The following is a 24,076-nucleotide window of genomic DNA, read 5'->3' as shown; positions in this document are numbered from 1 at the left end:
GAATCCTTTGCCCCCACTGGACGCCGCCGCGTCCGGAGGCTCGCATGACCTCGTCCACCACCAGCCGCGACGCGGCGACCCGTCAACGCCTCGCTGGTCAGTCCCCCGTGATGATCCTGATCGTGCTCGTCAGCACGTTCGGCATCCTCGTCTATTCCCTGTTCCTCCTCGACCCAGACAACCGCGGCGACATGATCCCGTGGCTCATGGTGATCGCGGCCGAGTCGGTGCTCGTGTTTCACGCGCTCCTCGCCATGTGGACCATCCTCTCCGGCGGCCAAGACCCCCGCTCGTTCGCCTATCACCAGGCGCGCGACGCGATGTTTGGCCCCGATCCTCATGGCGATCCGCGCACGTGGCCCGTGACGATCGCGGGCAAGCGCCTCACCATCGACGTCTTCATCACCGTCTACGGCGAGGACCTCGCCGTGATCCGGCGCACAGCAGAGGCGGCGCTCGCTCTGCGGGGCGAGCACCGCACGTGGATCCTCGACGACGGCCGCTCCGATGAAGTCCGCGACATGGCGGCTCAGATCGGCGCGCGCTACGTGCGCAGGCTGAGCCTCAGGCGGCGCGAAGGCGGGCAACGTCAACCACGCGCTGACGATCGCCAAGGGTGACTGCTTCGCGATCTTCGACGCCGACTTCGTGCCGGACCCCAGTTTCCTCGAGGAGACCGTGCCCTTCATGGTCGACGAGCAGGTGGCCTTTGTGCAGACGCCCCAGGCGTACGGCAACCTGCACACCACCGTGGCCCGCGGGGCGGCCTACATGCAGGCCGTCTTCTACCGGTTCATTCAGCCGGGCCGCAACCGCTTCAACGCGGCATTCTGCGTGGGCACCAATGTGCTGTTCCGTCGCGCGGCCATCGACGACGTGGGCGGCATCTGCACCGACTCGAAGTCGGAAGACGTGTGGACCAGCCTCAACCTTCATGAGCGCGGCTGGCGTTCGGTGTTCATCCCCGAGGTGTTGGCCGTGGGCGAGGCGCCCGAGACCATCGAGGCCTACTCGAAGCAGCAACTGCGGTGGGCCACGGGCGGCTTCGAAATCCTCATGACCCACATGCCGCTGCTCAGTCGCAAGGCTCACGGTGGATCAGCGCGTGCAGTACTTCGTCACGGCATCGTTCTACCTCACGGGCATCTGCCCGCTGCTGCTGATCCTGGTGCCGCCCCTCGAGATCTACTTCGACCTGCGCCCCATGAACCTGTCCATCACGGTCATGACGTGGTTCCTGTACTACGCGGGCTTCTACCTCATGCAGGTGCTGCTGGCCTGGTACACCCTCGGATCCTTCCGGTGGGAGACGTTGACCCTGGCCACCGTGTCGTTCCCCATCTACACGAAGGCGTTCGTCAACGCCTTCACCGGGCGCGACGTCGGCTGGCAGTCGACGGGCACCGCGAAGGGCCATTCGCCGTACAACTTCATCATTCCGCAGATCCTTTTCTTCCTGTTCCTGTCGCTCACCTCCGCCGTGGCGATCTGGCGGGACATGGATAACGGCGTGTTGACTCTCGCCACGGCGTGGAACATCACGAACACGCTCATCCTTGGCGCCTTCGTCTGGACCGCGTCCCGCGAGGCGCGCGCCCTTCGCCGCGGCAAGCCGCTCAGCCCCTCCCCGCTGCCCGAGGCGCCGGTGAAGGTGGCACCACGCACCATCGTGGCGCGGCCCGGGGCGCCCACCCCTGACCCCATCGATGACGACGAGGTGGCGCTTCCACGCCGCCGCGCCGCCAGAAGAAAGGAGCCTGGTGCCATGACCTGGGCCAATCGCTTCAAGTTGCTCGTCGGGATCATCGCGGTGCTCGTCATTGCCGCCGCGGCGACCCTCCTGTTCAACCAACGGCGTACCGAGGTCGCCAGTACCTCGGGAGAGATCAGCGCTGCCGAACTCGCGGTGGGCACCGACTACGGCGGCCTCGTCACGGAGGCCTACGTCAGCAAGGGCGACACCGTCGCACCGGGCGACGAGTTGTTCCTCGTCTCCAGCCTGAGGCTCGAACAGGATGTCTCCACCGGTGCGGTCTCTGCGGCCGATGCCTCGATTCAGTCGGACGGCAGCCTGCTGGTGCGTGCGGGTGCCGAGGGCACGGTCGCCGAGGTGGCGGTCGGCAAGGGCTCCTACGCCGCGCCGGGTACCGTCATCGCCACCATCGACCAGGCCAACACCCTGTACGCGGACCTCGAGTTCGTGCTGACGCCCCGCGACTTTGGACTCGTGGAACAGGGCGCGACCGTGGACCTCAGGCTGCCGGACGAGCGCACGTTGACGGGAACCGTCAGCGACATGTCCGTCGAGACCATCGACGGCACCGCGCACGTGACCATGCGGGTCGACTCGGATGCTCTGGTGGCGGAGGACGGCGGCCTCATCCAGGCGGGCACTCCCCTGAACGCGACCCTGCACCTGCGTGACGACGGCCCCCTCGCGGGCGTCGAAGATGCGTTGCGAGACCTGTCCGAGCGCATCGGCCTCTCGTGAGCCGCCGGGGTGGCGGGGCCCTCCCGCCACCCCGGACTCTGAGAGCCACACCCGCGATTCTGTGAGCGTGACCCGCCTACCGTGGCGACGTCCGCGGCCCATCCCGCCACCCAGGCCTCCGGCCTCACGTGATCAAGGAGAGCCCCATGCCAGCATCGTCCCCCCGCCTCCTGCCCTCAGCCGCGAGAAGGCGCCGCCCCCACGTGCTCCTCGCCGCGGCGGCGGTCGCCGGTATGGTCACGCTCGCCGCCTGTGACGGGGATGCCGCGGCCACCACACCATCGAGCGACGCCGTGGCCGCGTCCTCGGCATCGTCCGTCGCGGACCTCCCCGAGCGCTCGCTCGCCCCCGCCGACCTCGCGCGCGTGGTGGGAGACCTGCCGGCTCCGACCAACCGGTGGTACTCGGGCCTCGTGTTCGGGCCCGGGCCGTACTCTGCCTTCGCCGACCCTCTGTCGTTGACGGCCGTCGAAGGCGGAATCGCGCTGGGCCTGCCACGCGTCCAGGTGACGGCGGACCTCATCGCGGGCGCCGCCGCGCGGGACATCACACTCCAGGTGGACGGCGCGGTCGGGCTGCCCGCGGCATCGGCCGCGGACCCCGTGGGTGCCACCCTCGACTTCCGCGGCGGCGAGGGCTCCACGGTGCTCCAGGCAAGCATCGCGAAGGGCTGGCCCGCGATCACGCTCACGGCCCCTGCGGACGCGAGTGTGACGCTGTCCTCCCCCGCGACCGTCGCCTCCGACGGCACCGCCACCCTCGTCATCGGCGCCACCACCTACGTCCTCGTCACCGACGGAGGCACGGTCGACGGCACCACCCTCACTCTTCCCGAGGGGGCGACGGCACAGCCTGGCGGTGGTGCCCGATGACGGCGACCCGGTCGCGTTTGCCGCCGCGCTGGGCGAGCCCGTGACGGCCACCACCCTCGCGATGAACGTCGACGGCGACTCCGCGAGCACCTCGATCACGTACGCCGCGGGCGGCACCATCGTGGCGGTGCCCGAGGACCGCGCCGCGGGCCTGGACTGCACGCTGGGAACCTACGCCACCATCAACGGCACCCTGCTGGCCTGCACCGCCGAGACCGTCACCTGGGAGGTGCCACGCACTCAGGCGACCACCACGCTGGACCTCAGCGGGATCGGCGCCACCCAGCGCGCCGCCATCGTCGAGGCGCTCCAGGCGGCGGCCGCCGTCGAGCCAGACCTCCCGGCCGACACCTACTTCGGCGGTAAGGCACTGCATCGGCAGGCCATGCTCGTCTCCACGGCCGATGCACTGGGCGAGACCACGCTGGCCGAGCAGGCTCGCGAAGCCCCTCGCCGACGCCCTGCGCACCTGGACCGAGACAGACGGCTGCGAGGCACGCGACACTCGCTGCTTCATCTACGACCCGGGGTTCAGGGGTGTCACAGGCCTCGAGCCTTCGTTCGGGTCCGAGGAGTTCAACGACCACCACTTCCACTACGGCTATTTCCTTTCCGCGGCAGCCATCGCCGTGGAACACGACCCCTCTCTCGCGGAGGACATCGGCCCCGTGATCGACCTCCTCGCCGCGGACATCGCCAGCCCCGCGGCCACGGAACGGTTCCCCCAACTCAGGTCGTTCGACCCCGTCGACGGTCACGCCTGGGCGTCCGGCATGGCGCCGTTCGGCGACGGCAACAACCAGGAGTCGAGCCTCGGAGGCCGTCATCGCGTGGAACGGCCTCGCCGCCTGGGCCACCGTGCGCGGCGACCAGGCCATGGTGGACACCGCCACCTGGCTCCTGTCCGCCGAATCCCACGCCGCTCTCACCAGGTGGGTACGCCCCGACCTGTCCGAGTTCCCCGACTATGCACACCAGTTCATCTCGCTGGAATGGGGCGGAAAGCGCGAGCACGCGACCTGGTTCTCCGACGCTGAGGCGGCGAAGCCTGGGCATCGAACTCATCCCCATGGCACCCATTCAGGAGTCTCTCTGGCCTCGCGCTCCGACGAGGATGCGCAGATCATCCGCGACACCGTCGCCGGGGCGCTGGCCGATGCCGGCGAGGCAGGGTTCGGCGACTACCTCCTGATGTACCTGGCGCTGGCGGGTCCCGAGGACGCCGCCGATGCCTGGGAACAAGCGGTCGCGCTCGACGACGCCGCCATCGACAACGGCAACACCCGGGCGGCGATGCTGGCGTTTATCGCGGCCCAAATGGGGTGACGCCCGGTGCCAGCGCGTGGCTCGCTGGCACCTGAATCCCGGTGCCGGGCGTGATGGCGCCTCGGGGGCATAGGCCGGTGGTTGACTGACCCGTATGCCACCCTCCGCGTCCCGTCCCGGTCTCGCCTACGGCGGCGGCGCGTACCTGATGTGGGGGCTTTTTCCCCTCCTCATGGCTGCGCTCGCGCCTGCGGGCGCCGTCGAGATCACGGCGCACCGTGCCGTGTGGTCGCTGGTGGTGTGCGTGGCACTGGTGGTGGTGGTGCGGGGCTGGCGAGCGCTCGGCGCGGTGCTGCGCGATCCTCGCCTGCTGGCGGCGTTCGCGCTGGCAGCGCTCCTCGTGGGCGCCAACTGGCTGATCTACGTCTACGCGGTCGGCTCGGGGCATGTGAACTCCGCGTCGCTCGGCTACTACATCAACCCGCTGTTCACCGTGTTGCTCGGTGTGCTGGTGTTGGGCGAACGGCTACGCCGCCTCCAGGTGGTCGCGTTGGGCATCGCGGCGGCGGCCGTACTGGTCATTGGCGTCGGCATGGGCGAGTTCCCGTGGATCTCGCTGGCGCTGGCGTGCACGTTCGGCCTGTACGGGCTCGTGAAGAAGCGCGCTGGCGCCGCGGTGGACGCGATCACAGGGCTCACCGTCGAGACGATGGTGCTCGCACCGCTGGGCCTGATCGCGATCATGGTCATCGGGGGCTCGGGGACGTTTGGAGCACGGGGCGAGGACGGCCTTGGTCTCAGTCATGACCTCCTCATGATGTCCACCGGGATCTTTACCGCCGGTGCGCTGCTACTGTTCGCCGCCGGTGCGCGCCGCCTGCCGTTGTTCGTCATGGGGATGCTGCAGTACATCGCGCCCACGCTCATGTTCGCCCTCGCGGTGTGGCACTTCGGTGAGCCGATGCCCGCGTCACGGTGGGCGGGATTCGTGCTGGTGTGGTTGGCGCTCGGCGTCATCTCGTGGGACGCCTGGCGCGCACGCCCGCGGCGCGGGGTGGCGCAGGTGGAGGCCGCAGAGCCTGTCTAGCGCGCCGGGCCCCGCCTCCAGCATCCGTTTGGCCCCCACCTGTGACGGATGTGATGAGAGGTGCCCGTGTGACAAGTGCATGCGTCACACGCGCCACACGGGTCACATCCGTGGGCCAAACGGACGCGGGGCGGGGCGCGGGCGTTTTCGGCGACGCGGGCCGGGAGGGCGGTCTGTGTCTTAGGCTGGCGCGGGCGACGAGGGCGTCGGAGAAGGCGCGGAACGCGTCCTTGACGACACCGTCGGGCAGGCCCGCCACCGACTCCTCGGCACGGACCGCCCATTCACGGGCCTTCGCGCTGGTCTCGTCGACCACCGAGTGTGCCGCGAGCCGCGCGACCACGTCGGCGAGCACGGCGTCGTCCGACAGGTCTCCGTCGATGTCGGCCAACAACTGGCGCTCATCATCGGAGCCGCCGGCGGCAACGCGGGCGCGCAACAGCAGCACGGGCATGGTGGGAACGCCCTCGCGCAGGTCCGTGCCAGGCGTCTTGCCGGTGGTCGCGGCGTCGGAGCGGAGGTCGATGACGTCATCGGCCAACTGGAACGCGACACCGGCGAGCCTCGCCGTAGCGCGTGACTCGCTCGACGGTGGCCGGGTCGCACCCGGCCATGAGCGCACCGAAGCGCGCGGAGGTCGCGATGAGCGAGCCCGTCTTATCGGCGAGCACCTGGATGTAGTGCGCGACGGGGTCCTCGCTGTCCTCGGGCCCCACGGTCTCGTGGAGCCTGGCCAAGGCAGAGCCGCTCGAAGGTCTGAGCCTGCAGGCGCACGGCCTCCGGGCCCAGGCCCGCGACCACCCGTGACGCACGGGCGAACAGCAGATCACCCGTCAGGATCGCGACCGAGTTGCCCCACACCGAGTGGGCGGAGGGCGCTCCACGCCTGGTGGGCGCGGAGTCCATGACGTCGTCGTGATACAGCGTGGCGAGGTGCGTGAGCTCCACCACCACGGCAGCCTCGACCACCTCGGGCCGGTTGCCGTCACCGGCCTGCGCTGCCAGCAGCGTCAGCATCGGCCGCAGCCTCTTCCCTCCGGCGTTCACCAGGTGCTTCGAGGTCGCATCCGCAAGGGAGTCGGACTGCGCGACAGCGTCGCGCAGGCGCTCCTCCACCACGGCCAGGCGCGGCAGCAGCCGCTCCTCGAGCTCGGCACTGCCGAAGGGAAGCCTGCGTCATGGGGATTAGCCTCCCACGCCCACCAGCAGCACCGATGCGTCAGCGAAGACGTTGAGCACGCCGGACGGCAGGATGCCAAGCACCAGCACCGCCGCGGCGGTCACGTAGATGACCACGCGGGTGAGAGCGGAATCCTCGATCGCGATCGTCTCCTCCGAGCCCTCGGGGGCGTCGGTGAAGAACATCAACACAATGAGGCGCACGTAGAAGAACGCCGCCACGGCCGATGCCAGGACGGCAATCAGCACCAGCGGCCACGCGCCACCGGCGACGGCGGCGGAGAACGCCTCGAACTTTCCGATGAAGCCAGCCGTCAGCGGGATACCGGCGAACGACAGCAGGAACAGCGCCATCGATCCGGCGAGCAGCGGGGAACGCTTACCGAGTCCGGCCCACTGGCCCAGGCGCACGGCCTCGGCGCCCACGCCGCCGTCCTCGGCACGCTCACGCACCTGCGACACCACGGCGAAGGCGCCGATCGTCGCGAGGCCGTAGGCGAGCAGGTAGAACGGCAGGGCGGCGAGAGCCTCGCCCTCGAGGCCCGCGAAGGCGACGAGGATGAAGCCCGCGTGTGCCACACCGGAGTAGGCGAGCATGCGCTTCACGTCGGTCTGGACGAGCGCGACCACGGTGCCGTAGACCATCGATGCGATGGCGACGGCCCAGATCAGCCACGAGAGCTCCCACTCGAGCGGCGCGAACGCGACGAACATGACGCGCACCAGCGCCGCGGTCGCGGCGGCCTTGGTGGCGGCACCCATGAAGGCGGTGACGGCCGTGGGAGCACCCTGGTAGGCATCGGGCACCCACGAGTGGAACGGCACGGCGCCGATCTTGAACATCAGGCCCACGACGATCATCACGGCGCCGGCCAGCAGGAGCGGGTCGGCGTCGGAGATGTTGACGATGGCCGTGGCGATCATGTTGACGTCGGTCACGGTGGTGGCGCCGTAGATGAGCGCCACGCCGAACAGGTAGATAGCCGACGAGAAGGCGCCAAGAATGAAGTACTTCAGCGCGGCCTCGTGCGACAGGTAGCGGCGGCGGCGAGCGATCGCGACCAGCAGGTACAGCGGCAGCGAGAACACCTCGAGGGCGACGAACAGGAACACCAGGTCCGTGACGCAGGTGAACAGCATCATGCCGCCGACGGCGAACAGCGCGAGGGGGTACACCTCGGTGAGCCTGGAGGCCGGCCCGGCGCGCGAGCCTTCTCCTCGATGGAGCCCGGCGCGGTGGCACCGATCTCGGTGAACGGGCCGCCACCGTCGCGGGAGGCGAACAGCAGCATCGACAGCAGGCCGAAGACGAGCAGGATCGCCATCCAGGCGAGCGCCTGACGGTCAACGGTCACCATGCCGCTCATCACCACGGTGCCGGCGCCGTCGAGCGCCACCCACTGGGCGATGATGACGCCGAGCGCGGAGGCCAGGGCGACCAGCGACAGCGCGAGCCTGCACGGTGCGGCGCGTCGCCGGGGTCTTGATGAACGCCTCGATCAGGATGCCTGCGGCACCCGCACCGAGCACGATGATGATGGGGGCGAACGCCGCCCAGTCGATCGTGGGGGTGGTGAAGCTCACGCGTTCGCCTCCTCGGCAGTGACGTGCGCGACGATGTCAGCCGACGGCTCGCGCAGGTAGTCGATCGCGATCGCCGGCACGAAGCCCAGCAGCAGCATGAGGCCCACGAGGGGCCATGCCACCAGGCGCTCGCGCAGGGTGAGGTCGCGGGCCGTCGCCGGCTCCGCCTCGGGGGCGGGACCGGTGAAGACCTTCTTGTAGGTCAGCAGGATGTACAGGGCGGCCAGCACCACCGACACCGCGGAGATGATGACCGCCACGGAGGCGACCGGGTAGGCGCCCACGAGGACCATGATCTCCGAGACGAACGGCGACAGGCCCGGCAGCGACAGCGCCGAGAGACCCACCACCAGGAACGTGCCAGCGAACACCGGGATGATCCGCTGGAGCCCGCCGTACGCGTTGACGTCCGCGGTGCCCGTGCGGGCAATGAGGAAGCCCACCAGCAGGAACAGCGCGCCGGTCGAGAGGCCGTGGTTGAACATGTACAGCGCGGCGCCCTCGACGGAGGTCTGCTGGAACGCGAAGATGCCGAGCACCATGATGCCGAAGTGGCTCACCGAGGTGAACGCCACCAGGCGCATCATGTCCTTCTGGCCGATCGCGAGCAGCGCACCGTAGATGACCGAGATGACGGCGAACACGATGATCACCGGTGCGGCCCAGTCGGCCGCCGCGGGGAACAGCGTGATGCACAGCGTCAGCATGCCGAACGTGCCGATCTTGTCGAGCACGGCGACCAGCAGCGCGGTGGTGCCGGGACGGGCATTCTCCGCGACATCGGGCAGCCATGTGTGCACGGGCACCATGGGCGCCTTGATAGCGAACGCCAGGAAGAACGCGAGGAACATGAGGCGTTCCTGCGTGGTCGTGAGGTCGAGCGTGCCCGTGAGGTTGTCGGTGAGGAACGCCTGCTCGCCACCGGGGCCCACGAAGTACAGCGCCACCACGGCGACCAGCATGATGAGGCCACCGACCAGCGAGTACAGCAGGAACTTCACTGCGGCGTAGCGGCGCTGGGCGCCACCGAACGAGCCAATCAGGAAGTACAGCGGGATCAGCATCGCCTCGAACATCACGTAGAACAGGAAGACGTCGCGGGCGGCGAAGATGCCGACCATGAACGCCTGGCTGAGCAGCACGAGTGCGAGGTAGTGGCGGCGGCGCGCGGGGACCTTGTCCTCACGCCAGGCGGCGAGGATCGCCAACGGCACCAGGATGACGGCAAGGGCGATCATCAGCAGGCCGATGCCGTTGACGCCGAGCGCCCGCCTGGTACCGATCTGCGGGATCCACGCGTAGGTCTCGGAGAACTGGAACGCACCGGCGTCGCACTTGTCGAACTGCAGCGCCATGATGACGAACAGCACGGCCTCGACGACGGTGATGCCGAGGGCGATCTCCCTCACCCGGCTCAGGGCCGATGCGGGCAGGGCCCACAGCAGCGCTGCACCGAGCGCGGGAAGCGCCACGAGAACGGTCAGGAATGGGAACACGGTTTACAGACCCCCCACCACGATGACGGCGACGACGATAACGAGACCGATGAGCATCGTCGCCGCGTAGGAGCGGACCTGACCGGTCTGGAGCCTTGCGAGAGGCCTCGCCGAGGTTGTTCCAGCCGCGCGCCTGCTTGTTCACGGCACCGTCGACAATCGCCGCATCGGCGTAGACGAGGGTGCGCGTGACGTGCTGGCCGGGACGCTGGAACACGGCGCGGTTAACCGAGTCCTGGAAGAAGTCGTTGCGCGCAGTGATGGTCGCGAGCGACGCCGACGGCGCCTCCTGCGGGACCTCGGCGCGGCCGTACTTCAGCCAGGCTCCGATGGCGCCGAGCGCCACCAGGATGAGCGTGGCCGCGACGATGACGGGGACGGGCAGCACGGGCTCGTGGTGCTCGACATGACCTGTCACCGGCTCGAGCCAGTGCGAGAAGCGGTCGCCGGTGGCGAGGATGAGGCCGAGGAAGGCCGAGCCGACCGCGAGGATGATCATCGGCACGGTCATGAGCGCGGGGCTCTCGTGCGGGTGAACCTCGTCGGTCCAGCGGGCCTTGCCGTGGAAGGTCATGAAGAACAGACGCGACATGTAGAAGGCCGTGAGGCCCGCGCCGATGAGCGCGGTGAGGCCGAAGACCCACGGCTGCCATCCCTCGCCCACGAAGGCGGACTCGATGATCTTGTCCTTGGACCAGTAGCCCGAGAACGGCGGGACACCGAGGATGGCGAGCCAGCCGAGGCCGAACGTCACCCAGGTGACGACCATCGCGCCCTTGAGGGCACCGAAGCGGCGCATATCGACCTGGTCGTTCATGGCGTGCATGACCGAGCCAGCGCCCAGGAACATGCCCGCCTTGAAGAAGCCGTGCGTGACGAGGTGGAAGATCGCGAAGGCGTACCCGACGGGGCCGAGACCCGCGGCGAGCATCATGTAGCCGATCTGCGACATCGTCGAGGCGGCGAGCGCCTTCTTGATGTCGTCCTTCGCCATGCCGATCAGTGCGCCGAGCGTCAGGGTGATGGCACCCACGACCGCGACGACGAGCCTGGGCGTTGGGCGCCCCCTCGAAGATGGGCGCGGAGCGCACGATGAGGTAGACGCCCGCCGTGACCATGGTCGCGGCGTGGATGAGCGCGGATACGGGGGTGGGGCCCGCCATCGCGTCACCCAGCCAGGACTGCAGCGGGAACTGCGCCGACTTACCGCACGCGGCCAGCAGCAGGGCGAGGCCCGCGGCGGTCAGCGTGGCGGTCGAGGCGTTGCCCGCGAGTTCGCCGATGGTCGCGAAGTCGAGCGCACCGAAGGTGGTGAACATGATGCCCATCGCGATGATGAGGCCGATGTCACCGATGCGGTTCACGACGAACGCCTTGTTCGCGGCGGTGGCGTACTCGGGCTTGTAGTTCCAGAAGCCGATGAGCAGGTACGACGCGACACCCACGCCCTCCCAGCCGACGAACAGCAGGAGGTAGGAGTCCGCGAGCACCAGCAGCAGCATGGCGGCGACGAAGAGGTTGAGGTACGCGAAGAACCTGCGGCGGTCCTTGTCGTGCTCCATGTACGCCACGGAGTAGACGTGGATCAGCGTGCCGACGAACGTGATGAGCAGCACGAACGTGATCGACAACGGGTCGGCGAGCAGGCCGACGTCCACGTGCAGGTCTCCGCCGGGGATGAACGTGTAGAGCGTCGTGTCGAGCGCACGTTCCTCGGCGGGCTTGCCGAGCATCTCGATGAGAGCGCCGAGGCCCACGAGGAAGGCACCGCCCGAGGCGGCGACCCCCAGCCAGTGACCCCACGCATCGGCCCTGCGCCCGAGGCACAGGAGCACGGCTGCGCTGGCCAGCGGCAGGGCGATGGCGAGCCAGATGAGTGACTGCATTGGTTGCTTATCCCTTCAGGCTCTGCCGGCTCGTCAAGCGAGATGGTCTGGCGGGCGCGGAACACCGCGACGATGATCGCGAGGCCCACCACGACCTCAGCAGCGGCGACGACCATGACGAAGAACGCCATGACCTGGCCGTCGAGCCTCTCCGTGAATGCGGGAGAAGGCGACGAGCGCGAGGTTGGCGGCGTTCAGCATCACTCGACGCCCATGAACGCGACGATGGCGTTGCGGCGCAGTAGCACCGCCGCGGCACCGATCGAGAACAGGATGGCCGCGAGGATCACGTAGTTCATGGGGTTCATCGGGACTCCCCTCACCCTGGCGCGGGTTGCGGTCGTGCGAGTCGCGCGGCGGCGCATCGGCCGGCTGCGCCTCGTGGTCAGGGTTGTCCGGGTCCGCCAACTGGTGGCGGAACTCGGCGCCCTCCTGCGTCTGGTGACGCGCCTTGAGCACACGCGAGATCGAGTGGTCGATGGGCTTGCCCTCGGGGTCGAGCGCAGGCACGTCGAGCGCGTTGTGGCGCGCGTACACACCGGGCATCGGCTTGTTGACGGGGTCGGCACCGGCGAGGATGCGCGCCGCCTGCGCTCCACCTGGCTGTGGCGCGGCTTCAAGCGAGGCGTGTGCGTCAGGACCAGGGCGCCCACCGCGGCGGTGATGAGCAGCGCGCCCAGCACCTCCATGACGAGGACGTACTGGGAGAACAGCACCAGTGCGATCTCCTCGGGGTTGCCGTCGGTGAACTGGTCGGAGGACGTCGGCTCGACCCGGCCGATGACCGAGATCAGCAGCAGCGCCATGCCACCGGCGCCGGCGAGCGCGATCCAGCGCTGGCCCTTGATGGTCTCCTTGAGCGACTCGCGCTGGTCGACGCCGACCAGCATGAGGACGAACAGGAACAGCATCATGACCGCGCCCGTGTAGACGACGATCTGCACCACGCCGAGGAACGGGGCACCGAGTCCCACGTAGGCGGCGGCGAGGCCACACATCACCGTGACGATGCTCATCGCGATGTGCGCGCCCTTGCGGGCGAACAGCAGCGACAACGATCCGGTCACCGTGATGATGGCGACGATCCAGAAGAGGGCTTCATTCACCATGGGTCAGATGCTCCCGCCGCGCCAGGAGGAAGTCGCCGCCGTTTGGTGACGCGCCACGTTCAGGCGGGCGTCCGAGTGCTCGGTCTTGCGGTGCTCGGGGTTCTCCTCGCGCATGCCGCGGTTCTCGGGGAGCGTGGGGTCCTCGGGGCGGTTCTCGCGCACCCAGTCCGTCTGCTCCTCGACGACCTTGAGGACGTCACCGCGGTAGTAGTCGTCATCCACGGTGCCGGGCACCATCGGGTGCGGGGCCGCGAGCATCGCCTCGCCCATGGGCGCCAGCAGGTCCTGCTTCTCGTAGATGAGGCCCTCGCGGGTGGGGCCCGCCAGGCTCGTACTCGTTGGTCATCGTGAGCGCGCGCGTGGGGCATGCCTCGATGCACAGGCCGCAGAAGATGCAGCGCAGGTAGTTGATCTGGTAGACGCGGCCGTAGCGCTCGCCGGGCGAGAACTGCGCATCGGGCGTGTTGGAGTCAGCCTCGACGTAGATCGCGTCCGCGGGGCAGGCCCACGCGCACAGTTCACAGCCGATGCACTTCTCGAGACCATCCGCGTAGCGGTTGAGCCTGGTGCCGGCCGTGGTAGCGCGGCATCGGCGCGACCTTCTTCTCCGGGTACTGCTCCGTCACGGTGGGCTTGAAGAAGTTGCGCAGCGTCACGCCGAAGCCGGCGACGGGGGCAAAAACCTTGCCGACGGGGCCAGCCTGGGGCAGGTTCGACACGAAGGGCTCGGACTTACCGTCGCGCTCGCGGTTGACCTTCCAGACGTCATCCGATTCGGTCATGTCACTCGCCTCCTTCCGGGGTTCGGGTGGCGCTCGCCTCGACGGTCCGTCCGGACCGGGGCGACGGGGGCAGGGTCTGATGGGGCAGCGGCGGCACCGGGTAGCCGCCCGCGAAGGCGTCGAGCACCTCGGGCTCGGGCTCCTCTGTGGCAGCCTCTCGCGCGGCTCGAGCCTTCCTTCGAGTCGGTGAGGAAACTGATCACCGAGATGGTGAGCAGGATGCCGACAAGGCCCGCGACGGCGTCGTACACGTTGAGGTCACGACCCCACGCGTCAAACGCCTCGCGGCCCACGGAGAAGAACACCACCCAGGCGAGGCCGACGGGGATGAGGACCTTCCAGCCGAAGCGCATGAACTGGTCGTAGCGGAAGCGCAGCAGCGAGCCACGGATCCACACGAACACGAACATCAGCAGCCAGATCTTGATGATCAGCCAGATGGGCGGGAAGATCCCGGAGTTGAGGAAGTCGGCTCCGGCCCACGATGCGGGCCACGGCGCGTGCCAGCCACCCAGGAAGAGGGTCGCGGCCACGGCGGAGACGTTCACCATGTTCATGTACTCCGCGAGAAAGTACCAGGCGAACTTCATCGACGAGTACTCGGTCATGAAGCCCGCGACCAGGCTCACCCTCGGCCTCGGGGAGGTCGAACGGCAGACGGTTGGTCTCACCGACCATGGAGATGACGTACAGGATGAAGGCGGGGAACAGCGGCCAGGCCCACCAGCGGTCGGCCTGCGCCTCGACGATCCCCGAGGTGGACATCGTGCCCGAGAGCAGGAACACCGTCACGAGCGACAGACCCATGGCGAGCCTCGTAGGAGATCACCTGGGCGGTCGAGCGGACGGCACCCATGAGCGGGTAGACCGAGCCAGAGGCCCAGCCACCGAGCACGATGCCGTACACGCCGAGCGCGGCGCACGCGAGGATGAACAGCACGGCGACCGGGAAGTCGGTGAGCCTGCAGCGGCGTGTAGATGTCCGTGCCGGGGATGTGCGTCACCGGGCCGAACGGGATCACCGCGAAGATGAGGAACGCGCAGAACACCGAGATCGCCGGGGCGACGATGTAGAGCACCTTGTCGGAGGCGCGCACGGTGATGTCCTCCTTGGTGAGGAGCCTTCACCGCGTCCGCGACCGACTGCAGAAGGCCGAACGGGCCCTTGCGGTTGGGGCCGGGACGGCGCTGCAGGCGACCGATCACTCGGCGCTCGAACCACACGGCGAACAGCACGCTCGTGAGGAGGAACACGAGGATGATGACGGCCTTGACGATGACGAGCCACAGCGGGTCGTTGGCCAACGCCTCGGCGTTGGACAGCGTCGCCGGGTCGACAGTCTCGAGAGCGATCACGCCACTCCCCCTTCACGGTGACGAGCGCGCCCGGCTCCACGCCGAGCTCCTGTGCCACCCACGAGCCGGGCGACTTGGTGGGAACCCAGACCACACCATCGGCCATGTCATCGGTGACCGCGACAGGCAACTCAAGGGAACCGTTATCCGAGGCAACCGTGATGACGCCGTCGGTGGCTCCCGCCGCCGCGGCAGTCGCGGCCGAAAGGCGCGCCACCGCGGTGCGACCGGTGCCGGCGAGGTAAGGCTCACCGTCCTGGAGAGCACCCTCGTCCACCAACTGGTGCCACGAGGCGAGCACCACGGAGGCACCCGCCTTCGCGTCCACCTTGGCGGCATCAACCTTGGGGGCGGCCAGGCGCTCACCCTTGGCGGGTGCACCCAGCGCGGCCGCCTGCTCGTTCGCATCGGCGATCGTGGCCGTGCGCAGGTCGACGCCGAGCCTCGCGGGCGAGCAGGTCGAGCACACGGTGGTCGCCCATCGCGTCGGTCTTGATGGCCGTCGCGAAGCCGCGCAGGCGGCCTTCCCAGTTCACGAAGGTGCCGGACTTCTCCGACGGGGGCGCCACGGGGAACACCACATCGGCGAACTCGGCGACCTCGCCGCGACGGACCTCGAGCGAGATCACGAACGGCGTGCGCGAGAGCGCCTCGGACATCGGACCAGTGAGGTCGGACGGCGTGACACCACCCAGCACGAGCGCACCCACCTTGCCTGCCGCGGCGTCGGCGATGATCGCCGCCGCATCGCGGCCCGCGGCCTCGGGAAGCGAGTCAACGCCCCATGCCTCGGCCACCGTCTGGCGGGCCGATGCACTGGTGACGTCGCGGCCGCCGGGCAGCAGGCCGGGCAGAGCGCCCGCCTCGAGCGCACCGCGCTCACCCGCACGGCGCGGGATCCACGCCAGGCGGGCACCGGTGCGCTTGGCGAGCGCGAGAGCCTGCGTGAAGGCACCCGGCGATCCGGCGAGTCGCTCGCCGACCACAATGACGGAACCCTCGGCCTTGAGGGCCTCGGCGGCGTCCGTCGAGGCCTTGATCGCTGCCAGCGCCTTGCCCTCGCCGCCAGGGGCGGTGGGGATCAGCGTCGCGTTCAACTTCTCGGCGCCACGGGTGCGGAACGGTGCGATGGTGAAGACCTGCTGGCGGCCCAGCGACTTGCGCAGGCGCAGGAACACCACGCCGCCCTCGTCCTCGGCCTCGAAACCGGCGAGAAGGACCGCGGGGGCCTTCTCGAGGTCACCGAAGGTCACGCCCATCCCGGTACCGGCGACGGTCGAGCCGAGGAACGCCTGCTCCTCGTCCGACGCAATGCGCGTGCGCGCGTCGACGTCGTTGGTGCCGAGCGCCACGCGGGCAAACTTGCCGTACGCGTAGGCGTCCTCAAGGGTGACGCGGCCACCCGGCAGGACGGCGGCTCCGAGAGCCTCGTCACCGGTGATGGCGGCCTTGAGGCCTGCGGCGGCAGCGGCAAGCGCATCGGGCCACGAGGCCTCGTGCAGTTCGCCGTCTTCGCCGCGCAGCAGCGGGCGCGTGATGCGGTCTGCAAGGTTCTGCCAGGCGAACGCGAAGCGGTCCTTGTCCGTAACCCAGTCCTCGTTGACGACCATGTCCTGGTCGGCCAGGCGGCGCAGGATCTTGCCGCGGCGGTGGTCCACGCGGATCGCGGCGCCCGACGAATCGTGCTCACCGATGCCGGGGCTCGAGATGAGGTCGAACGGGCGCGAGCGGAAGCGATAGGCGGCGCTGGTCAGCGCGCCCACGGGGCAGATCTGCACCGTGTTGCCGGAGAAGTATGAGGAGAACGCCTTGCCGGACTCGTCCTCGGCCGCGACGCCGATGGGCTCGTAGCCGTCGAACTCCAGCACCTCCTCGTTGAAGGTACCGATCTGCTGCATCGCACCGCGGTTCTGCAAGTCGATGAAGGCGTCGCCCGCGATCTCCTTCGAGAAACGCGTGCAGCGCTGGCACAGGATGCAGCGCTCACGGTCGAGGAGGATCTCGAGCTCAGCGCGAGCGGCTTCTCGAAGACGCGCTTCACGTCGATGAAGCGCGACTCGACGCGGCCGTTGCTCAGCGCCTGGTTCTGCAGGGGGCACTCGCCACCCTTGTCGCACACGGGGCAGTCGAGCGGGTGGTTGATGAGCAGGAGCTCCATCACACCCTTCTGCGCCTTGTCCGCGGCCTCGGAGGTGTGCTGCGTGTTGACGACCATGCCCTCGGACACGGTCATGGCGCACGACGGCTGCGGCTTGGGGAACGCGCGCAGGTTGCCGTCGGGGCCGGGGCTCGCCACGTCCACGAGACACTGACGGCACGCACCGGCGGGCTTCAGCGCCGGGTGGTCGCAGAAGCGCGGGATGTCGATGCCCACCTGCTCGGCGGCACGGATGATGAGCGTGCCCTTGGCGACGCTCACCTCCTTGCCGTCGATCGTCAGCGAGACGGTGTCGACGGCCGCGGCCTTCTCGGGGGTGGCGGTCATGCGTGGGCCTCCTCGATGGCCTTCGTCTCGTAGTCGAACAGCGCCGATGCGGCGTGGTCGAACGGGCAGCAGCCCTCGGTCACGTGACGCTCATACTCGTCGCGGAACAGCCTTCACCGAGCCTCGAGATGGAGCCTGGTGGCGCCGTCGCCCAGCGCACAGAACGCGCGGCCAAGGATCGACTCGCAGGTGTCCAGCAGGCTGCTGGATGTCCGCGTCGGTGCCGCGGCCACCCTCCACACGCTTCAGGATCTGCGTGAGCCAGTAGGTGCCCTCACGGCACGGCGTGCACTTGCCGCACGACTCGTGCTTGTAGAACTCCGTCCAGCGGGTGACGACGCGCACCACGCAGGTGGTTTCGTCGAAAATCTGCAGCGCGCGCGTGCCGAGCATGGAGCCCGCCGCACCCACCGACTCGTAATCGAGCGGGGTGTCGAGGTGCTCATCGGTGAAGATCGGGGTCGACGAGCCGCCGGGGGTCCAGAACTTCGCCTTCTTGCCGTCACGCATGCCGCCGGCCATGTCGATCAGGCTCGCGCAGCGTGATGCCGAGCGGCGCCTCGTACTGTCCGGGGCGGTTGACGTGGCCGGACAGCGAGAAGATGCCCATGCCCTTCGAGCGCTCCGTGCCCATCGCCGTGAACCACTCGACACCACGGTCGATGATCGCGGGGACGGACGAGACCGACTCGACGTTGTTAACGACCGTGGGGCGGGCGTATAGGCCCGCGACGGCCGGGAACGGAGGCTTCAGGCGCGGCTGACCGCGGCGGCCCTCGAGCGAGTCGAGGAGCGCGGTCTCCTCACCGCAGATGTAGGCGCCTGCGCCCGCGTGAACGGTCACGTCGAGGTCGAAGCCCGAGCCGTGGATGTTCTTGCCAAGGTGGCCGGCCTCGTAGGCCTCGCGCACGGCCTGCAGCAGGCGGCGGTACACGTGGGTGACCTCGCCGCGCACGTAGATGAAGGCGTGGTTGCAGCCGATGGCGTAGGACGTGATCGCCACGCCCTCGACCAGGATCTGCGGAGCCGACAGCATGGTCGGGATGTCCTTGCAGGTGCCGGGCTCCGACTCATCGGCGTTGACAACGAGGTAGCGGGGGCCGCCATCGTCCGGGGGCAGGAAGCCCCACTTCATGCCGGTCGGGAAGCCAGCGCCGCCACGGCCGCGCAGGCCGGAGTCCTTGACCATCTGGATGATGTCGCCGGGCTCCATGCCGAGCGCCTTCTTCAGCGCTCCGTAGCCGCCGTGCTGCTCATAGGTGCTGAGCCTTCCACGAGTCTTCGGCGTCCCAGGTGGCGGTGAGGACGGGGGTCAGGTCGGTCATCGCTTCTCCTCCCAGCCCTGCTCGCGCGCGATCTTCAATCCCGCGAGAGTGGGGTCGCCCAGGCCCTGATCCTCGTTGGCGCGGCCATCCTCGAAGCCCGCGAGCACGCGCTCGGTCTCCTTGAACGTGCCGACCTTCGACGAGCCTCGGGTGGGCTTCACGTCGCGTCCCTCGAGGATGTCGTCCACCACGCGCAGCGCACGATCGGGCGTCATGTTGTCGAAGAACTCCCAGTTGACCATCATCACGGGCGCGTAGTCGCAAGCCGCGTTGCACTCGATGCGCTCGAGCGTGATCTTGCCGTCGCCGGTGGTCTCGTCGTGGCCCACGCCGCACTTCTCGGAAACCTGTCGCCAGATCTCGTCGCCGCCCATAACAGCGCACAGCGCGGTGGTGCACACGCCCACCTGATACTCGCCGTTGGGACGGCGCTTGTACTGCGTGTAGAACGTCGCGACCGCGCTGACCTCGGCGGAGGTCAGGTCAACGGTCTTCGCGCAGAACGCGATGCCATCGGGGCTCACGTAGCCGTCCACCGACTGCACCAGGTGCAGCAGCGGCAGCAGCGCCGAACGCTTGACGGGGTAGCGGCCGATGATGTCGGCGGCATCCTTCTCGAGCCTGCGCGAGGGTGTCTGCGTCGTAGGTCATCGGTCCACGCCTCCCAGCACCATGTCGATCGACGCGATGGCGACCACGACATCGGCCACCTGACCGCCCTGCGCCATGATCGACAGCGCCTGCAGGTTGTTGAATCCCGGGTCGCGGAAGTGCGCGCGCCACGGCTTGGTGCCGCCATCGGACACCAGGTGCACGCCGAGCACGCCCTTGGGTCCCTCGATGGCCTGGTAAACCTGGCCAGCCGGGACGTCGAAGCCCTCGGTGACCAGGCTTGAAGTGGTGGATCAGCGCCTCCATGGACTCGCCCATGATGTGCTTGATGTGCTCGGGCGAGTTGCCCTGGCCATCGGAGCCGATCGAGAGCCGAGCAGGCCAGGCGATCTTCTTGTCCTCGACCATGACGGGCCCGTCGCCGAGCCTTCTCCAGACGGTCGGCGCACTGCGCGACGATCTTGAGCGACTCGTAGCACTCCTCCATGCGAATCACCATGCGAGCCCAGGCATCGTCCGTGGTGGCGGTGGGGACCTGGAAGTCGTAAGTCTCATAGCCGCAGTACGGCTCGGCCTTGCGCAGGTCGTACGGCAGACCCGTCGAGCGCAGGATGGGGCCGGTGATGCCCAGCGACATGCACGCCGAAAGGTTCATGGTCGCGACGTTCTTGAGGCGGCCCTTGAGGATCGGGTTCTCCATCTGGAGCAGGGCCAGGCTCGTCGAGGCCCTCCTTCACCTTGGGGATCATCGCGCGGATCATCTCGACGCCACCCTCGGGCAGGCCCTGGGCCACGCCACCGGGACGGATGTACGCGTTGTTGGTGCGCAGACCCGAGATGGCCTCGATGACGCGGAAGGTCTCCTCGCGCGCCACGAAGGCCGTGGTCATGATCGTGGTCGCGCCCAGGCTCGTTACCGCCGGTGCCGACCGCGACGAGGTGCGAGCCGATGCGGGTGAGCTCCGCCATGAGGACGCGCAGCACGGAGGCGCGCTCCGGAACGTCATCGGTGATGCCCAGCAACTTCTCGACGCCAAGGCAGTACGCGAGCTCCTGGGTCATCGAGGCCACGTAGTCCATGCGCGTGCAGAACGTCACGCCCTGGGTCCAGGTGCGGAACTCCATGTTCTTCTCGATGCCGGTGTGGAGGTAGCCGATGCCGGCGCGGGCCTCCGTGACGGTCTCGCCCTCGATCTCGAGCATGACGCGCAGCACGCCGTGGGTCGACGGGTGCTGAGGACCCATGTTCATCACGATGCGCTGCTGGCCAAGGCGAACAGCCTCGTCGGCCACCTCGGACCAGTCGGAACCGTAGACGGTGTACTCGGGGACGTCGGGGTCCTCGACGATAGGCCCGGTGGCCTTCGTGTCGGTGCTCATCGGTACTGCCTCCGCTCGTCGGGCGACGGAACCTCGGCGCCCTTGTACTCGACGGGGATGCCGCCGAGCGGGTAGTCCTTGCGCTGCGGGTGGCCTACCCAGTCGTCCGGCATCTCGATGCGAGCGAGCGAGGGGTGGCCGTCGAAGATGATGCCGAAGAAGTCCCAGGTCTCGCGCTCGTGCCAGTTGTTCATCGGGTAGACCGACGTGATGGACGGGATATGCGAGTCGCCGTCGGGAACGGCAACCTCGAGGCGCAGGCGACGGTTGTGCGTGATCGACTGCATCGGGTACACGGCGTGAAGGCTCGCGGCCCGTGTCCGCCGGGTAGTGCACGCCGGACACGCCGAGGCACATCTCGAAACGCAGGTCCTGGTCGTCGCGCAGGTGCTGCGCCACGGCCAGCAGGTGCTCGCGGGCGATGTACAGCGTGAGCTCGCCGCGGTCGACCACGACGTACTCGATGGCCGCATCGGCATCGTCACCCAGCAGGCTCCGTGAGGATGTCGACGACGCCGTCGAACCACTCGCCGTAGGGGCGCTCGGAGGCGCCCGGCATCTGGACGGCCTTGATCAGGCCGTCGAAGCCCGAGGTGTCGCCCTTGGCGCCGAACAGGCCCTCGCGGACGTTGATGAGAGTGAGCGGCTCGCGGCCCGCAGGAGCCACGGTCTCGAGGTTCTTGTCGTCGGTCACCGCAGCAGCCCCTTCATCTCGGAGGTGGGGGTCGCGGCGAGCGCGGCCGCCTCGGCCTTGCGCGCGATCTCCTTGCGGTGGGACAGCATCGGGTACTTCTTGACCTGCTCCTGGAGCCTCGATGAGGGCGTTCAGCAGCATCTCGGGGCGCGGGGGACAGCCGGGCAGGTAGATGTCCACGGGGATCACGTGGTCCACGCCAGGCACGATCGCGTAGTTGTTGAACATGCCGCCCGACGACGCACACACGCCCATCGAGATGACCCACTTGGGTTCGGGCATCTGGTCGTAGACCTGACGCACGATGGGGGCCATCTTCTGCGACACGCGGCCGGCGACGATCATCATGTCGGCCTGGCGCGGCGAGGCACGGAACACCTCGGCGCCAAAGCGTGCGATGTCGAAGCGGGACGTTCCCGTGCCCATCATCTCGATCGCGCAGCAGGCGAGGCCGAAGGTGGCCGGCCACAGCGAGCCGGAACGCGCCCAGCCCACAAAGTTCTCGACCGTCCCCAGCAGGAACGGAGGTGCGCTGTCGTCGTGTGCCATGTCAGATCACTCCCAGTCGAATCCGCCGCGTCGCCACTCGTACACGAAAGGAATCGTGATGAGGGCGAGGAACGTCATAGTGGCGATGAGCCCAAACCAGCCCAGGGCATCGTGCGCGATGGCCCAGGGGTAGAGGAACACCACCTCGATGTCGAAGACGATGAAGCTCATCGCGACGAGGTAGTACTTAATCGGGATGCGTCCGCCGCCGGCGGCTCCCGGGGTGGGCTGCAGGCCAGACTCATACTGGTCGACCTTCGCCGCGTTGTAACGCTTGGGACCGATCAGGTTGCTGGCCATGAGGCCGGCCGCTGCCATGAGTCCCGCGATGACGATCATCACCACGATCGGCACGTACGGATTCACTGGTCGACTCCCTCGCTTGTCAGGTCCATGGGTGGTTGCGCGTGCCTCATGCGGCCGGCGCGATCTTGGTCAGGGTGGACAGGAGCCTGTCGGCCCAGTCCCCTCCGCGCGGTTCGTAGACGTCCGCGAGCAGTTTATGCGTAAAGCGCATGATCACCGGCTGGGGCAATCCGTAGCGGGTGCACACCTTCATCACCTGCGGGTGAGAGACGAGTTCGGCGAAGACCCGGCCCAGCGAGTAGTACCCGCCGAGGTCGTCCTTCATCTGGCGCGCATAGCCGGCAAGTGCCGCCTCCGCTGCGACGTCATCGGTGGCGTCCCGCCAGCCCACGATGGCCTCGGTCGCGCGGCGTGCCGCCTGCATGGCGTAGGCGATGCCCTCACCGTTGAACGGGTTCACCATGCCGCCCGAGTCGCCCACCAGGAGGAGTCCGGGGACGTAGTGGGGCTGACGGTTGAACGCCATGGGGATGGCCGCGCCCTGCACCTTGGCGGTGGGGGCGTCGGGGTCGATCTCCCAGTCGGTGATGCCGTTGCGGATCCAGCCATCGAACAGCGCACGGTGGTCGAGGCCCGAGGGCTGACCGTGGGGGCTGAGCGTGCCGAGACCGATGTTCGCGGTGCCATCGCCCAGCGGGAAGATCCAGCCATAGCCGGGGAGGAGGTTGGACTTGCCGGGCTCGCCATCCCAGATGGTGAGGTGACCCTCCATCCACTCCTCGTCGTGGCGGGGGGTCTCGAAGTAGGTGCGCACGGCGACGCCCATGGGGCGGTCGTCCTTGCGCTCCATGCCAAGGCCGAGCGCGATGCGCGCGCTGACGCCGTCCGCAGCGATGACGACGGGGGCCGTGAAGGTCACCTCGTCGCCGATCTTGCGGCCCTTCTCGTCGGTCTCCTTGGCCGTGACGCCAATGACGCGCCCGGTGCGCTCGTCACGCACGGCGCCGGTGACGAACCAGCCCTCGCGGACATCGGCTCCGGCGGAGCGGGCGTGCTCGGCGAGGCGGTGGTCAAGGCTCGCACGGGCGAGCGAGAGCCCGTAGTTCGGGAAGGAGTCCTGCTCGTGCCAGGGGAACTCGAGGCGGTGGCCGCCGCCGACCATGCGCAGACCCCAGTTGGGGATCCAGCCTTCCTCGCGTGGCGTGGGCAGGCCGATCAGATCAATCTCGCGCACGGCGCGTGGCGTGAGGCCGTCGCCGCAGACCTTCTCGCGGGGGAAGCGGGACTTCTCCAGGGCGATGACGTTGAATCCCTCGGATGCCAGGTAGTACGCGGCGGCGGAGCCTCCGGGCCCAGCGCCCACCACGATGACATCGGCTGTGGATTTCACGCACACAGCCTACGCGGTGTCAAGGGGTGCCCGTGCACATAAATGCCCTGGTTCCCGCACATAAAACGCAACTGACGCGTTGCGTAAATCGGGACCTTCGTCCCAAGGACCCTGGTCCCAGGCCCTTCGTGCCGCACCGTTTCCGAGCCAACGCCTCGGCCCTCGCCGCTGTTCCCTCGCCCGGTTCCGCTCCTCCCCGTAGGAACGTCAGCGCTCATGCCGTCGTC

Annotated in this window: 15 protein-coding genes and 13 pseudogenes; 7 read left to right on the top strand and 21 right to left on the bottom strand. The window is 68.5% G+C overall.

Annotated features, from left to right (window positions below):
• Positions 1 to 44: 44 nt before the first annotated feature.
• The 4 genes and pseudogenes from QQK48_RS10305 (at position 45) to QQK48_RS10290 (ending at position 3,363) form a co-directional block, all read left to right on the top strand.
• Entirely contained in the window at positions 45 to 620 is a 576-nt protein-coding gene (locus QQK48_RS10305) for a glycosyltransferase family protein (protein WP_284328397.1), read from the top strand.
• Positions 601 to 1,014 (top strand): annotated as a pseudogene (locus QQK48_RS10300) (glycosyltransferase family 2 protein); the annotation flags it as partial. The gene QQK48_RS10305 and the pseudogene QQK48_RS10300, both read left to right, overlap by 20 nt.
• 190 nt (positions 1,015 to 1,204) lie before the next feature.
• Positions 1,205 to 2,491 (top strand): efflux RND transporter periplasmic adaptor subunit, encoded by a 1,287-nt coding sequence (locus tag QQK48_RS10295; protein WP_284328396.1) that lies wholly within the window; start codon positions 1,205 to 1,207, stop codon positions 2,489 to 2,491.
• Between the two features lie 146 nt (positions 2,492 to 2,637).
• Entirely contained in the window at positions 2,638 to 3,363 is a 726-nt protein-coding gene (locus QQK48_RS10290; protein WP_284328395.1) for a hypothetical protein, read from the top strand.
• On the opposite strand, the gene QQK48_RS10285 is transcribed toward QQK48_RS10290, so the two are convergent.
• The gene (locus QQK48_RS10285) at positions 3,314 to 3,832 is read right to left on the bottom strand and encodes a hypothetical protein (protein WP_284328394.1); all 519 of its coding nucleotides are present in this window, start codon (positions 3,830 to 3,832) and stop codon (positions 3,314 to 3,316) included. The two genes, QQK48_RS10290 and QQK48_RS10285, sit on opposite strands and share 50 nt — an antisense overlap.
• Here QQK48_RS10285 and QQK48_RS21755 point away from each other — a divergent pair.
• The 3 genes and pseudogenes from QQK48_RS21755 to rarD all read left to right on the top strand — a co-directional run.
• Positions 3,768 to 4,163, top strand: a pseudogene (locus QQK48_RS21755) (glycosyl hydrolase); the annotation flags it as partial. The gene QQK48_RS10285 and the pseudogene QQK48_RS21755 sit on opposite strands and share 65 nt — an antisense overlap.
• 58 nt (positions 4,164 to 4,221) lie before the next feature.
• Positions 4,222 to 4,689 carry a hypothetical protein gene (locus QQK48_RS10280; protein ID WP_284328393.1) on the top strand — a complete coding sequence of 156 codons (468 nt, stop codon included), beginning with the start codon at positions 4,222 to 4,224 and terminating at the stop codon, positions 4,687 to 4,689.
• A gap of 94 nt (positions 4,690 to 4,783) precedes the next feature.
• Positions 4,784 to 5,716 carry an EamA family transporter RarD gene (rarD, locus tag QQK48_RS10275; protein ID WP_284328392.1) on the top strand — a complete coding sequence of 311 codons (933 nt, stop codon included), beginning with the start codon at positions 4,784 to 4,786 and terminating at the stop codon, positions 5,714 to 5,716.
• A gap of 184 nt (positions 5,717 to 5,900) precedes the next feature.
• On the opposite strand, the pseudogene QQK48_RS10270 reads toward rarD, so the two are convergent.
• The 20 genes and pseudogenes from QQK48_RS10270 to QQK48_RS10185 all read right to left on the bottom strand — a co-directional run.
• Positions 5,901 to 6,853, bottom strand: a pseudogene (locus tag QQK48_RS10270) (polyprenyl synthetase family protein); the annotation flags it as partial.
• 48 nt (positions 6,854 to 6,901) lie between these two features.
• A complete protein-coding gene (nuoN, locus tag QQK48_RS10265) occupies positions 6,902 to 8,071 on the bottom strand; it encodes an NADH-quinone oxidoreductase subunit NuoN (protein ID WP_284328391.1) in 1,170 nt (389 codons plus the stop codon).
• On the bottom strand, positions 8,035 to 8,292 hold the full coding sequence (locus QQK48_RS10260; protein WP_284328390.1) for a hypothetical protein: 258 nt from the start codon (positions 8,290 to 8,292) through the stop codon (positions 8,035 to 8,037). Before QQK48_RS10260 ends, nuoN begins: the two co-directional genes overlap by 37 nt.
• Positions 8,240 to 8,479 carry a hypothetical protein gene (locus QQK48_RS10255; protein ID WP_284328389.1) on the bottom strand — a complete coding sequence of 80 codons (240 nt, stop codon included), beginning with the start codon at positions 8,477 to 8,479 and terminating at the stop codon, positions 8,240 to 8,242. The genes QQK48_RS10260 and QQK48_RS10255 overlap by 53 nt, the downstream gene beginning before the upstream one ends.
• Positions 8,476 to 9,975 (bottom strand): NADH-quinone oxidoreductase subunit M, encoded by a 1,500-nt coding sequence (locus QQK48_RS10250; RefSeq protein ID WP_284328388.1) that lies wholly within the window; start codon positions 9,973 to 9,975, stop codon positions 8,476 to 8,478. The genes QQK48_RS10255 and QQK48_RS10250 overlap by 4 nt, the downstream gene beginning before the upstream one ends.
• A gap of 3 nt (positions 9,976 to 9,978) precedes the next feature.
• Positions 9,979 to 11,861: pseudogene (nuoL, locus tag QQK48_RS10245) on the bottom strand (NADH-quinone oxidoreductase subunit L).
• A 29-nt stretch (positions 11,862 to 11,890) separates the two neighbouring features.
• Positions 11,891 to 12,169: pseudogene (nuoK, locus tag QQK48_RS10240) on the bottom strand (NADH-quinone oxidoreductase subunit NuoK); the annotation flags it as partial.
• A 306-nt stretch (positions 12,170 to 12,475) separates the two neighbouring features.
• Positions 12,476 to 12,970: pseudogene (locus QQK48_RS10235) on the bottom strand (NADH-quinone oxidoreductase subunit J); the annotation flags it as partial.
• Between the two features lie 3 nt (positions 12,971 to 12,973).
• Positions 12,974 to 13,240 (bottom strand): hypothetical protein, encoded by a 267-nt coding sequence (locus tag QQK48_RS21750; protein ID WP_431308329.1) that lies wholly within the window; start codon positions 13,238 to 13,240, stop codon positions 12,974 to 12,976.
• The gene (locus tag QQK48_RS21745; protein ID WP_431308419.1) at positions 13,185 to 13,499 is read right to left on the bottom strand and encodes a 4Fe-4S binding protein; all 315 of its coding nucleotides are present in this window, start codon (positions 13,497 to 13,499) and stop codon (positions 13,185 to 13,187) included. Before QQK48_RS21745 ends, QQK48_RS21750 begins: the two co-directional genes overlap by 56 nt.
• On the bottom strand, positions 13,489 to 13,752 hold the full coding sequence (locus QQK48_RS21740) for a hypothetical protein (protein WP_431308328.1): 264 nt from the start codon (positions 13,750 to 13,752) through the stop codon (positions 13,489 to 13,491). Before QQK48_RS21740 ends, QQK48_RS21745 begins: the two co-directional genes overlap by 11 nt.
• A gap of 1 nt (position 13,753) precedes the next feature.
• Positions 13,754 to 15,075 (bottom strand): annotated as a pseudogene (gene nuoH, locus QQK48_RS21735) (NADH-quinone oxidoreductase subunit NuoH).
• Between the two features lie 46 nt (positions 15,076 to 15,121).
• Positions 15,122 to 17,593, bottom strand: a pseudogene (locus QQK48_RS10220) (NADH-quinone oxidoreductase subunit G); the annotation flags it as partial.
• Positions 17,590 to 18,918 (bottom strand): annotated as a pseudogene (gene nuoF, locus QQK48_RS10215) (NADH-quinone oxidoreductase subunit NuoF). The pseudogenes nuoF and QQK48_RS10220, both read right to left, overlap by 4 nt.
• An 11-nt stretch (positions 18,919 to 18,929) precedes the next feature.
• Positions 18,930 to 19,569, bottom strand: a pseudogene (nuoE, locus tag QQK48_RS10210) (NADH-quinone oxidoreductase subunit NuoE); the annotation flags it as partial.
• Positions 19,566 to 20,910 (bottom strand): annotated as a pseudogene (locus QQK48_RS10205) (NADH-quinone oxidoreductase subunit D). The pseudogenes QQK48_RS10205 and nuoE, both read right to left, overlap by 4 nt.
• Positions 20,907 to 21,577: pseudogene (locus QQK48_RS10200) on the bottom strand (NADH-quinone oxidoreductase subunit C). The pseudogenes QQK48_RS10205 and QQK48_RS10200 overlap by 4 nt, the downstream one beginning before the upstream one ends.
• Positions 21,578 to 21,600: 23 nt before the next feature.
• Positions 21,601 to 22,153, bottom strand: a pseudogene (locus QQK48_RS10195) (NADH-quinone oxidoreductase subunit B).
• A 6-nt stretch (positions 22,154 to 22,159) separates the two neighbouring features.
• Positions 22,160 to 22,507: an NADH-quinone oxidoreductase subunit A gene (gene ndhC, locus QQK48_RS10190; protein WP_284328387.1), complete on the bottom strand. Its 348-nt coding sequence runs from the start codon at positions 22,505 to 22,507 to the stop codon at positions 22,160 to 22,162.
• Positions 22,508 to 22,565: 58 nt separating this feature from the next.
• Positions 22,566 to 23,849: a geranylgeranyl reductase family protein gene (locus tag QQK48_RS10185; protein ID WP_284328386.1), complete on the bottom strand. Its 1,284-nt coding sequence runs from the start codon at positions 23,847 to 23,849 to the stop codon at positions 22,566 to 22,568.
• Between the last annotated feature and the right edge of the window lie 227 nt (positions 23,850 to 24,076).

It is taken from the genome of Demequina litorisediminis (assembly GCF_030161615.1).
Taxonomy (GTDB): Bacteria; Actinomycetota; Actinomycetes; order Actinomycetales; family Demequinaceae; genus Demequina; species Demequina litorisediminis.
This window is presented reverse-complemented; position numbering and strand designations above follow the sequence as displayed.

Excerpts from the sequence above, each read along its gene's own strand:
- rarD (WP_284328392.1), top strand. The coding sequence starts at position 4,784 with ATGCCACCCTCCGCGTCCCGTCCCGGTCTCGCCTACGGCGGCGGCGCG.
- QQK48_RS10295 (WP_284328396.1), top strand. The coding sequence starts at position 1,205 with ATGAACCTGTCCATCACGGTCATGACGTGGTTCCTGTACTACGCGGGC.
- QQK48_RS10290 (WP_284328395.1), top strand. The coding sequence starts at position 2,638 with ATGCCAGCATCGTCCCCCCGCCTCCTGCCCTCAGCCGCGAGAAGGCGC.
- QQK48_RS10305 (WP_284328397.1), top strand. The coding sequence starts at position 45 with ATGACCTCGTCCACCACCAGCCGCGACGCGGCGACCCGTCAACGCCTC.
- QQK48_RS21740 (WP_431308328.1), bottom strand. The coding sequence starts at position 13,752 with ATGACCGAATCGGATGACGTCTGGAAGGTCAACCGCGAGCGCGACGGT.
- QQK48_RS21750 (WP_431308329.1), bottom strand. The coding sequence starts at position 13,240 with ATGGGCGAGGCGATGCTCGCGGCCCCGCACCCGATGGTGCCCGGCACC.